Source organism: Pseudomonas lopnurensis, from assembly GCF_015070855.1.
Classification (GTDB): Bacteria; Pseudomonadota; Gammaproteobacteria; order Pseudomonadales; family Pseudomonadaceae; genus Stutzerimonas; species Stutzerimonas lopnurensis.
This window is the reverse complement of record NZ_JADDIX010000013.1, coordinates 1-10,728: the sequence shown is the minus strand read 5'-3', so window position 1 is coordinate 10,728 and position 10,728 is coordinate 1. Positions and strand designations below refer to the sequence as shown.

The window sequence follows — 10,728 nt, the reverse complement described above, 5'->3', positions numbered from 1 at the left end:
CTACCTGAAGCCGATCGATCGCGACGGCCTGATGGGTTTCGCCGAGAAGGGCCGCAACAACCCCGCCAGCCGGGGCACCAACAAAGTCCACACCGTGATGCAGGGGATGTACCGCAGCCTCAGCTACGTCGGCGAGCACACGCCGGTGGTGGTGGACGAACCGCTGCACCTGTTCGGCGAGGATACCGCCCCGGCGCCGGGCGAGATCGTGCTGTCCGGCCTGGGCGGTTGCCTGGCGGTGGGCATCACGGCGGTGGCGACCTGGAAACAGGTGAAGCTGAGCCGGCTGGAGGTGTTTCTCGAGGCGGACATCGGCAACCCGGCGGCCTGGGGCGCCGGTGGCGCAGAGATGCAGCCGGCGCAGATGGGTTTCCAGGAAATCCGCGTGAAGGTGCTGGTGGAGGGCGATGCGAGCCGCGAGGAGCTGGAGGAGATCGTGCGCCAGGCCAATTTCTACTCGCCGGTGGCCAACTCCATGCGCAATCCGATCCCGTTCAGCATCGGTCTGGCCGACTGAGCCTCATCCCGCAGGAGGAATGCTGCCATGAACAGCGCCGTTGCCCTTTCCCCTTCGTCCGTCGCCGGCCTGGCCGATGAGCGCCTGTTCGCCGAGGTCCGCCGCATCGCGGCGGGGCCGCTGGCCCAGTTGGCCAACCGGATCGACCACGAAGGCCATTACCCCCTGGAGATCATGGCCCAGCTCGGCGAGGCGGGAGCCCTGGGCGCCCACCTGCAGTGCCGGGGTGGGCGCTACGATATTGCCCTGGCCGCCATGCAGGAGGTCAGTCGCAGTTGCGGCTCCACCGGCTTCCTTGTCTGGTGCCAGGACGTCTGCGGCCTCTATATGGAGCAGTCGGACAACCCGGCGCTGCTGGCGCGCCTGTCCGATCACGCGCAGGGCCGGACGTTCGGTGGCACTGGCCTGTCGAACCCGATGAAAGCCTTGGCCGGCATCGAGAACATGCTGCTGCGCGCGCGCAAGGTGCCGGGCGGCTACCGCATCAGCGGCTCGCTGCCCTGGGTCAGCCATATTGCCCCGGGCCAGTACTGCGGAGCCATCGCCGCGGTGGAGCGTGACGATGGCTCGCGGTCCCACGAAATCATGTTTCTGCTCGACATCGATGCGTGCGTGGAGCTCCGCGCCTGCCCGGCCTTTTCCGGCATGGAAGGCACCAGCACCTGGCGCATCCAGCTCGACGACTATTTCGTCGGTGAAGACGGCCTGATCGCTGATCCGGCCCGGCCGTTCATCGCGCGCATCCGTGCGGCCTTCATCCTGCTGCAGGCCGGGATGGCCACCGGCCTGGTTCAGGGCAGCCTGGATTCGATGCGCGAGGTCGAGCCGGTGCTGGGCCACGTCAATCACTTCCTGCACGATCGGCCCGAGGAGATCCAGGCCGAGTTCGAGGAACTGGGCGGGCGAATCATGCAGCTGGCGCGCAACCCCTTCGATGGCAGCAAGGACTACCTGCTGGACGTGCTCGACGCCCGCACCCAGGGCGCCGAACTGGCCCTGCGCGCCACCCAGTCGGCGCTCATGCACCAGGGCGCACGTGGCTATCTGCGCAGCGCGGCGCCCCAGCGGCGCATGCGCGAGGCGCAGTTCATCGCCATCGTCACCCCGGCGATCAAGCACCTGCGCTGGGAAATGGCCCGCCTGATGAAAGAGGAGCTGCCGGCATGAGCGACATGACCCGGGCCTGGCGGCAGTTCATCTGTCGTGCCTGCGGCCTGATCTACGACGAGGAGTTGGGCGACCCGGACAGCGGACTGGCGCCGGGAACCCGCTTCGAGGACATCCCCGACGATTGGGAATGTCCGCTGTGTGGCGTCACCAAGCTGGACTTCGAGCCCTATGTGCGTCGCGAGGCGGCGCCGGCCGCAACGGTGGCGGTCGGGCCGCGCGGCACCGGCATCGTGGTGGTCGGTGCCGGCCTGGCCGGCTGGGCCACCGTCGAGGCGCTGCGCGAGCTGGATGCCGAGGTGCCGATCACCCTGGTCAGTGCCTGCAGGGGCGACCGCTATCACAAGCCGGAGCTGTCGCTGGCGCTGAGCCGCGGCCTGACGGCCGAATCGCTGGTGCGTGAGACGGCCGCCGCAGCGGCGCGCCGGCTCGGCGTGCGGCTGTACAGCGAAACTTTCGTGGTGGGCCTGAGCCCGGCACTGCACCAGTTGCGCACCACTCGCGGCACCCTGGGCTACACCCGTCTGGTGCTCGCCCAGGGCGCGCGCCCGGCACTTCCGGCGGTATTGCCGCCGGCACTGTGCTGGCGGGTGAACGACCTGGCCGGCTGGGGTGGTCTGCAGGCGCAGCTGGCCAGGGGGCCGCAGCGGATCGCCATCGTTGGTGCCGGCATGGTCGGCTGTGAACTGGCCGAGGATTTCGCCCGCGCCGGCCACCGGGTCGTACTGCTGGACCGCCAGCCCCAGCCACTCGGCCGCCTGCTGCCGGAGCCGGCAACGCGGCGCCTGCGCCAGAGCCAGGCGGAGCTCGGCATCGACTACCGTGGCGAGGTGGATGTGACCGCGGTCAGCGTCCTGGCCGATGGCGGCAAATGCATCGAGACCCGCTGCGGACAGCGCCTGGTGGTTGACCAGATCGTCGCCGCCACAGGGCTGGTCACCGACCCACGCCTGGCGCGCCAGGCCGGGCTGGCCTTCGACCAGGGCATCCGCGTCGATCCGCTCAGCCTGCGTACCAGCGCCGAGGACATCCATGCGCTGGGCGACTGCATCAGCCTGGACGGCGCCCCCTGCCGCTTCATCGAACCGATCGGCCGGCAGGCCCGGGCAATCGCCCAGGCCTTGCTGGGCGGCGACGGTGGCGACTATCGCCACAGCGTCCCGGTGATCCGTCTCAAGACCCGCAGCCTTCCCATCGAACTGCATGGCACACCCTGTGCAGATGGCCAATGGCGTGTGGTGAGCGAAAACGACGACTACCTGCTCATGGAGCAGCGGGTCGCTGGGCATACCACTTCAACCTTGCGTGTCGGCCAGGCCAGCGCTGCCTGACCGCTCGACCCAAAAGAGGGCATCGTGATGACCGACAAGAATTTCTACCGTCCCTACTCGGCGAACAGCAGCCTGGCCGGCTGCAGTTGTGGCGCCCATGCCAGCCAGCGGGAACACGACAAGCGGGCCGAGCAGGCGCGCCTGGCGCGCGGGCGCGACAGCGAGACCCTGTCGCAGGATTTCGTCGAGGCGGCCGCCGTGCGCGCGCTGTTCCCCCACGATGCCACCCGGCGGCGGTTCCTCCAGGCGGTGGGCATGGGCACGGCGATGGCAGCCATCGCCAGCGTGTTGCCGTTGCAGTCGCTGCAGGCGATGGCCGAGGAGCGGGGCCCGCTGGAGAAGAAGAACCTGAAGATCGGCTTCATCCCGATCAACTGCGCCACGCCGCTGATCATGGCCGATCCCATGGGCTTCTATCGGGAGCAGGGCCTGGCGGTGAGCCTGCAGAAGACCGCCGGTTGGGCGCTGGTCCGCGACCAGATGCTGAACAAGGAACTGGACGCCTCGCACTTCCTCGCGCCGATGCCCCTGGCCATCTCCATGGGCCTGGGTTCCAGTGCTCAGCCGATGCGCGTGGCGACCATCCAGAACATCAATGGCCAGGCCATCACCCTGGCGCTCAAGCACAAGGACAACCGTGATCCGCGCAACTGGAAGGGCTTCAAGTTCGCCATTCCCTTCGAGTATTCGATGCACAATTTCCTGCTGCGCTACTACCTGGCCGAGCATGGCTTGGACCCGGACCGTGACGTGCAACTCCGGGTGACACCGCCGGCGGAAATGATCGCCAACCTGCGGGCGGGCAACATCGATGGCTTCTTCGGCCCCGAGCCGTTCAACCAGCGCGCGGTCTATGACGGCATCGCCTTCCTGCACGTGCTGTCCAAGGACCTCTGGAACGGTCATCCCTGCTGCTCCTTCGGGGCCTCGCAGGCGTTCATCGAAGAGAACCCCAATACCTTCGCCGCACTCTATCGCGCCGTGCTCAACGCAGCGGTAGCCGCCGGCGACCCGCAGAACCTGCCGGAAATCTCGAAGGCCATCTCCACGCCGAACTACCTCAACCAGCCCGAGATCGTCGTGCGCCAGGCGTTGACCGGCCGATACGCGGATGGGCTGGGGGGCGTGCAGAACGTGCCGGACCGTTCCGGGTTCGATCCGATGCCGTGGTACTCCATGGCCACCTGGATGCTGACCCAGATGAAGCGCTGGGGCTACGTCAAGGGCGAGGTGGACTTCAACGGCCTGGCCGAGCAGGTCTTCCTGATGACCGACGCCCGCCGTCACATGGCCGAGCTGGGTCTGGCCGAGGCCGGCGCCGAGCCCACCAGCGGCTACAAGGCGTTCAGCGTGATGGGCCGGCCGTTCGATCCGGGCCAGCCGCAAGCCTATCTGGATGGCTTCGCCATCAAACGTGTCTGAAAGGAGGCATCATGAATACTTCGATTCGGCTGAAGGCCGCGCTGTTGTCCTGCGTGATGCTGCTGGTGTTGCTGATGGTCTGGCAGGCGGCGACCCGCCCGGGCCAGCAGGCCGCCGGTGCGGTGGACGACGAGTACGCCCTGCTTATGGGGCAGGCGGCGGGTGGTGCCAGCGAAACCGTCAACGGCATGCCGACGCCGACGCAGTTCGCCACCCTGGCCTGGCGCCAGATCAGCGACCCGTTCTACGACAATGGCCCGAACGACAAGGGCATCGGCATCCAGCTCGCCCACTCCCTCGCGCGGGTGGGGCTCGGCTACCTGATCGCGGCGCTGGTGGCCATCCCGCTGGGCTTCGTGATCGGCATGTCGCCGCTGCTGTACAAGGCCTTCGATCCCTTCATCCAGCTGCTCAAGCCGATCTCGCCGCTGGCCTGGATGCCGATCGCGCTCTACACCATCAAGGATTCCACCACCTCGGCGATCTTCGTCATTTTCATCTGCTCGGTGTGGCCGATGCTGATCAACACCGCCTTCGGCGTCGCCGGCGTGCGCCGCGACTGGCTGAACGTGGCCCGCACCCTCGAGGTTGGCCCGCTGCGCAAGGCATTCAGGGTGATCCTGCCGGCTGCGGCGCCGACCATCATCACCGGCATGCGCATCTCCATGGGCATCGCCTGGCTGGTGATCGTCGCGGCGGAAATGCTGATCGGCGGAACCGGGATCGGCTACTTCGTCTGGAACGAGTGGAACAACCTGTCGCTGGGCAACGTGATCTTCGCCGTGTTGATGATCGGCGTGATCGGCATGCTCCTCGATCTTCTCTTCGCCGCTCTGCAAAGGAAGGTGACCTATGTCGAATGAAACCCATCCGCAGGCCGTTCCCTTCATCAAGGTCGAGGGGTTGGGCAAGCGCTACCGTGACGACCAGCCACCGGTGTTCGAAAACATCAACTTCAGCATCCAGCAGGGTGAATTCATCTGCGTGATCGGCCACTCCGGCTGCGGCAAGAGCACCATCCTCAACGTCCTCGCCGGCCTGGAAGAGGCGACCAGCGGCGGCGTGGTGATGGCCGGCAAGGAGATCGCGGGCCCCAGCCTGGACCGCGGCGTGGTGTTCCAGAGCCATGCGCTGCTGCCCTGGCTGACGGTGGAGCAGAACATCGCCTTCGCCGTGCGCTCGCGCCATCCGCGCTGGTCGCGCCGCCAGATCGCCGAGCATGGCGCACGCTTCCTGGAGATGGTCGGCCTCGCCGCCGCCGCACGGAAGAAGCCCAGCGAGCTGTCCGGCGGCATGAAGCAGCGCGTCGGCATCGCTCGCGCCTTCGCCGTGGAACCGAAGATGCTGCTGATGGACGAGCCGTTCGGTGCGCTGGACGCGCTGACCCGCGGCGTCATCCAGAGCGAGCTGTTGAAAATCTGCGAAGCGACCCGGCAGACGGTATTCATGATCACCCATGATGTCGACGAGGCGATTCTGCTGGCCGACAAGATCATGCTGATGAGCAACGGCCCCCAGGCCCGGGTGGCCGAGATCGTGATCAACACCCTGCCGCGGACGCGCACCCGGGAAACCATGCACCACGATCCGCAGTTCTATCGCATCCGCAACCACCTGGTGGATTTCCTCGTGCACCGCTCCAAGGTCATCCAGCAGAGCGGCCCAGCCGCGAGCGGCGGCGAGCCGCTGGTGGTCAGGCCGGGCCTCGAGGACGACGGGCCGCCACCGGGTCCGGACCAGCCGCAGAGCTCACGGATGCGCGTCGTCGCCTGAGCGCACCGCCAGTTCCCTTGCACCGATTCACGACCGCGAGCATCCGATGCTCGCGGCATGGATATTCATTGCCCGAAAACCAAGGAAAAACCCATGCGTGCTCATCTGCTTTTGCCTTGTCCTGTGCTGCTGGCATTGCTCATCGCCCCCGTGGCCCAGGCCGGGGACGCCTTCTCCGACCTGCTAACCCAAGGCAAGGCCTCGCTCGACCTGCGTTACCGCTACGAACACGTCGACCAGGACAATGCCCTGGCCAACGCCAACGCTCAGACCCTGCGTACCCGTGTCGGCTTGCACAGCGGTAGCTGGTACGGGCTTTCCGCGTTGATCGAGGTGGACAACGTCAGCCGCCTCGGTGACCCAGATTTCAACGACAGCCGCAATGGCCGCGCCGGCTACGCGCTGGTGGCCGACCCGGACGGTAGCGAGGTGAACCAGGCGCTGTTGCGCTATGACACGGCGCTCGGCCATGTCGTGGTCGGCCGGCAGCGCATCGAGCTGGACAACCAGCGCTTCGTCGGCGGTGTCGCCTGGCGGCAGAACGAGCAGACCTACGATGGCGTGCTCGGCCGGTTCGAGCCGCTCGACGGCCTGAGCCTGACCTACGCTTACCTGGCCAACATCAACACCCCGTTCGGCCCCGACGGCCAGCATGGCTATCCGACCAACCCGGCTGACATCGAGGGCCACAGCCATCTGTTCAACCTGGCTTATGCCTGGCGCCCGGAGCTGAAACTGGCCGCCTACAGCTACCTGCTTGGCCTCGACAACCTGGCGGTGGCGCCGACCGCCGCGCCCGGCAGCCAGTCCAGCCGTACTACCGGCCTGCGCCTGAGCGGCGCCCTGCAAAGCGTGGGCTACACCCTGGAATACGCACGCCAGCGCGACTACGCCGGCAACCCCCTGAGCCTGAACGGCCACTACTTCCTCGGTGAGCTGAGCTACCAGCAGGGTGGCTACCTGCTCAAGGCTGGCCACGAAGTGCTGAGTGGCGGCGACGGCCCCGGCAATCGCGCCTTCCAGACTCCGCTGGCGACCAAGCACCTGTTCCAGGGCTGGGCCGACCTGTTCCTGATCACCCCCGCCGAAGGTATCCGCGACAGTTACCTCGGCGGCAGCTTGCCGCTGCTCGGCGGCAGCCTGCAGGCCTGGTACCACCACTTCCGTGCCGACGAGGGCGGGGATCGTTATGGCACGGAACTGGACGTGGCCTATGCCCGGGCGATTCCTGTCGTGAAGAACCTCAGCGCCATGGCCAAGTACGCCCGCTATGACGCCGACGCTTTCGGCGTGGACACCGACAAGTTCTGGCTGCAGCTGCAATACCGCTACTGATCGCGACGGGCGCCGCCGGGCGTGGGGAGGATGGATGCTGCTGGAAAGCCTGTACGGAGTGGGGGTGGGGTTGGCCCTGGGATTGACCGGTGGTGGCGGCGTGCTGGCCGTACCGGCGTTGGTGCTCGGCCTGGGCTACAGCCTGCCCGAGGCGACCCCGGTGGCATTGGTCGCGGTCGGCGCCTCGGCCCTGCTCGGCGGTCTCGATGGTCTACGCCGTGGGCTGGTGCGCTATCGGGCGGCGCTGCTGATGGCCGGCGGCGGCGCCCTCTGCGCGCCGCTCGGCCTGCTGCTGGCGCAGGTCCTGCCAGTGGCGGTGCTGATGCTGCTGTTCTGCGCCGTGCTGCTGCTGATCGCCGCGCGTATGGTGGGGCAGGCCCTGGCGCGCACCGTTGCGCAGGGTGCCTCCGCCGTGTCGTGCAAGAGCTGCCGGCTGGACAACACCACCGGGCGCTTTCGCTGGACGCCGCGCTGCTTTCTCAGCCTGTCGTTCATCGGCGCCCTGTCGGGGTTGTTTAGCGGCCTGCTGGGCGTGGGCGGCGGCTTCCTGATCGTTCCCGGTATCCGCCAGGTCAGCGACCTAGGCATGCACGGTATCGTCGCCACCTCGCTGCTGGTGATCGCGCTGATCTCCGCTGGCACCGTCGCCGGTTTCTGGTGGGCGGGCGGCAGCCTGCCGAGTGCCGCCTGGGCCTTCATTGCCGCTGCCGGCGGCGGGATGCTCGGTGGCCGGCTGCTGGCGCCCAGGGTATCGGCTCGTGCCTTGCAACTGGGCTTCGCCCTGCTCGCCGGGCTGGCCGCGCTGATGCTGCTGGGCAAGGCGCTCGCATCCCTTCCCCCGCTTTCCTGACTTTCCCGGAACCTGCCATGCAAGCTCACGTGCACAGCTTCTTCGACGCCCCGACCTCCACCTTCAGCCATGTGGTGCATGCAGGGCCGGGCACCCCCTGCGCCATCATCGACCCGGTGCTCGGCTACGAGCCGAAATCCGGGCGGACCGATACTCGCGCCGCCGATGCGATCCTCGGTTACGTACAGCACCTGCGCCTCGCCGTGCACTGGCTGCTGGAAACCCACGTGCATGCCGACCACCTCTCTGCCGCCGCCTATCTGCGCGCGCAGGCCGGTGGGCGGATCGCCGCCAGCGAGGCGGTCCAGCAGGTGCGCAAGGTCTTTCTGGGACTCTACAACCTGCCCGAGAGCTATTGCCAGGCGCACGTCCAGTTCGACCACCTGTTCCGCGCGGACGAGGCTTTCGCCATCGGCGAGCTACAGGCCAGGGCACTGCATGTGCCCGGCCATACCCCGGCGGACCTGGCGTTCCGGGTCGGCGATGACGTGGTCTTCGTCGGCGACACGCTGTTTGCCCCGGACGTCGGCACCGCTCGCTGCGATTTTCCCGGCGGCAGTGCCGTGCAGTTGTTCCGTTCGATTCGCCGCTTGCTCGACCTGCCCGGGGATACCCGCCTGTTCCTGTGCCATGACTATCCGCCGTCTGAACGCGCACCATGTGCCCTGTGCACGGTTGCCGAGCAGCGGGCGGCCAACATCCATGTGCGCGACGGCGTCGGCGAAGCGGATTTCATCGTCATGCGCAGCCAGCGTGACGCGCAGCTGGAACTGCCCGCACTACTGCTGCCGTCGATCCAGGTGAATATTCGTGCGGGCCTGCTGCCGGAGCCGGAAAGCAATGGGCTGCGCTATCTGAAGGTGCCGCTGGACGGGCTGTGAGCGGAAGCTGGCGCCGCACAATGGGCGCCATGGCGTGCAACCAACCGGTGAGGAAGCTTCCATGCGTACCAAAGAACATTGGGAAAAGGTGTACACGACCAAGGCCGTGGACGAGGTCAGCTGGTTCCAGGCGCATGCGGGGCTCTCGCTCAAGCTGATTCGCGACGCCGGGGTACCGCTGACGGCCTCGGTCATCGACGTCGGCGGGGGCGCGTCGACGCTGGTCGATGATCTGATCGCCGAAGGCTTCGAGAACAACACGGTGCTCGACCTCTCCGCCGCTGCCCTGAGCCGAGCCCAGGCGCGCTTGGCGGACCGGGCCGCGGCAGTGACGTGGCTGGAGGCCGACATTCTCGAAATCGATCTCGCGGCGCATGCCTACGATGTATGGCACGACAGAGCGGTGTTCCATTTCCTGGTGACGGCTCGCGAGCGACGTGCCTACGTGCAGAAGGTCCTCCGGGCGGTCAAGCCGGGCGGGCTCGTCATCGTCGCGACTTTTGCCGAAGACGGCCCGAACCAGTGCAGCGGATTGTCCGTAAGGCGCTATGCCCCGGATGAATTGCACGCGGAGTTCGGCGACCCCTTCCTGCTGCTCGAACACCAGAAGGAGTCCCACCGTACGCCTGGCGGTGCCGAGCAGGCGTTCGTTTATTGCGCCTGTCGCAAGCTGGTTTGACCGGCACCGGGCCATGAGTCGTCCAAAATGTAAACAATGTATTCATTGTTTGTTTTGGCAATTGCGTCCTCATGGCCCAAAGAGGTGCAGGCGGCTCTTGGTAATTTCATTAACTTATTGATTTTAAATAAATTTAACGAATTTCGTACGTTTTGGCACAGCGGCTGCAAAAGCATCGTCGAGATCAGAAAGCATCTCTTGCTCATCCCAATGGAGAAATGTCATGCCTGCTGCCCCTGCCACCTGTGCCACCAGCGTCAAGAGCTACCTGAAGCCGATCGATCGCGACGGCCTGATGGGTTTCGCCGAGAAGGGCCGCAACAACCCCGCCAGCCGGGGCACCAACAAAGTCCACACCGTGATGCAGGGGATGTACCGCAGCCTCAGCTACGTCGGCGAGCACACGCCGGTGGTGGTGGACGAACCGCTGCACCTGTTCGGCGAGGATACCGCCCCGGCGCCGGGCGAGATCGTGCTGTCCGGCCTGGGCGGTTGCCTGGCGGTGGGCATCACGGCGGTGGCGACCTGGAAACAGGTGAAGCTGAGCCGGCTGGAGGTGTTTCTCGAGGCGGACATCGGCAACCCGGCGGCCTGGGGCGCCGGTGGCGCAGAGATGCAGCCGGCGCAGATGGGTTTCCAGGAAATCCGCGTGAAGGTGCTGGTGGAGGGCGATGCGAGCCGCGAGGAGCTGGAGGAGATCGTGCGCCAGGCCAATTTCTACTCGCCGGTGGCCAACTCCATGCGCAATCCGATCCCGTTCAGCATCGGTCTGG

General features: G+C 66.8%; 11 protein-coding genes. All 11 read left to right on the top strand.

Going from position 1 to position 10,728, the window contains the following annotated elements; translation table 11 throughout:
• Window positions 1-517, top strand: a 517-nt coding sequence (locus IN820_RS02465; protein WP_193679463.1) for an OsmC family protein, incomplete at its 5' end; no start/stop codon positions are given.
• Window positions 518-544: 27 nt separating this feature from the next.
• Entirely contained in the window at window positions 545-1,684 is a 1,140-nt protein-coding gene (locus IN820_RS02460) for an acyl-CoA dehydrogenase family protein (RefSeq protein WP_193679462.1), read from the top strand.
• Entirely contained in the window at window positions 1,681-3,015 is a 1,335-nt protein-coding gene (locus IN820_RS02455) for an FAD-dependent oxidoreductase (RefSeq protein WP_193679461.1), read from the top strand. Before IN820_RS02460 ends, IN820_RS02455 begins: the two co-directional genes overlap by 4 nt.
• Before the next feature lie 27 nt (window positions 3,016-3,042).
• Window positions 3,043-4,437 carry a CmpA/NrtA family ABC transporter substrate-binding protein gene (locus IN820_RS02450; protein ID WP_193679460.1) on the top strand — a complete coding sequence of 465 codons (1,395 nt, stop codon included), beginning with the start codon at window positions 3,043-3,045 and terminating at the stop codon, window positions 4,435-4,437.
• Window positions 4,438-4,448: 11 nt separating this feature from the next.
• Complete coding sequence (gene ntrB / locus IN820_RS02445; protein WP_193679459.1) at window positions 4,449-5,300, top strand: nitrate ABC transporter permease; 852 nt, start codon at window positions 4,449-4,451, stop codon at window positions 5,298-5,300.
• Window positions 5,290-6,210 carry an ABC transporter ATP-binding protein gene (locus IN820_RS02440; protein ID WP_193679458.1) on the top strand — a complete coding sequence of 307 codons (921 nt, stop codon included), beginning with the start codon at window positions 5,290-5,292 and terminating at the stop codon, window positions 6,208-6,210. The genes ntrB and IN820_RS02440 overlap by 11 nt, the downstream gene beginning before the upstream one ends.
• A 93-nt stretch (window positions 6,211-6,303) precedes the next feature.
• Window positions 6,304-7,545: an alginate export family protein gene (locus tag IN820_RS02435; protein ID WP_193679457.1), complete on the top strand. Its 1,242-nt coding sequence runs from the start codon at window positions 6,304-6,306 to the stop codon at window positions 7,543-7,545.
• A gap of 34 nt (window positions 7,546-7,579) precedes the next feature.
• A complete protein-coding gene (locus IN820_RS02430) occupies window positions 7,580-8,395 on the top strand; it encodes a sulfite exporter TauE/SafE family protein (protein WP_193679456.1) in 816 nt (271 codons plus the stop codon).
• Between the two features lie 17 nt (window positions 8,396-8,412).
• Entirely contained in the window at window positions 8,413-9,276 is an 864-nt protein-coding gene (locus IN820_RS02425) for an MBL fold metallo-hydrolase (protein WP_193679455.1), read from the top strand.
• A gap of 61 nt (window positions 9,277-9,337) precedes the next feature.
• A complete protein-coding gene (locus tag IN820_RS02420) occupies window positions 9,338-9,955 on the top strand; it encodes a class I SAM-dependent methyltransferase (protein ID WP_193679454.1) in 618 nt (205 codons plus the stop codon).
• A 223-nt stretch (window positions 9,956-10,178) separates the two neighbouring features.
• A partial coding sequence (locus IN820_RS02415; RefSeq protein WP_193679453.1) for an OsmC family protein occupies window positions 10,179-10,728 on the top strand: 550 nt, incomplete at its 3' end.

Excerpts from the sequence above, each read along its gene's own strand:
- IN820_RS02460 (WP_193679462.1), top strand. The coding sequence starts at position 545 with ATGAACAGCGCCGTTGCCCTTTCCCCTTCGTCCGTCGCCGGCCTGGCC.
- IN820_RS02455 (WP_193679461.1), top strand. The coding sequence starts at position 1,681 with ATGAGCGACATGACCCGGGCCTGGCGGCAGTTCATCTGTCGTGCCTGC.
- IN820_RS02450 (WP_193679460.1), top strand. The coding sequence starts at position 3,043 with ATGACCGACAAGAATTTCTACCGTCCCTACTCGGCGAACAGCAGCCTG.
- ntrB (WP_193679459.1), top strand. The coding sequence starts at position 4,449 with ATGAATACTTCGATTCGGCTGAAGGCCGCGCTGTTGTCCTGCGTGATG.
- IN820_RS02440 (WP_193679458.1), top strand. The coding sequence starts at position 5,290 with ATGTCGAATGAAACCCATCCGCAGGCCGTTCCCTTCATCAAGGTCGAG.
- IN820_RS02435 (WP_193679457.1), top strand. The coding sequence starts at position 6,304 with ATGCGTGCTCATCTGCTTTTGCCTTGTCCTGTGCTGCTGGCATTGCTC.
- IN820_RS02430 (WP_193679456.1), top strand. The coding sequence starts at position 7,580 with ATGCTGCTGGAAAGCCTGTACGGAGTGGGGGTGGGGTTGGCCCTGGGA.
- IN820_RS02425 (WP_193679455.1), top strand. The coding sequence starts at position 8,413 with ATGCAAGCTCACGTGCACAGCTTCTTCGACGCCCCGACCTCCACCTTC.
- IN820_RS02420 (WP_193679454.1), top strand. The coding sequence starts at position 9,338 with ATGCGTACCAAAGAACATTGGGAAAAGGTGTACACGACCAAGGCCGTG.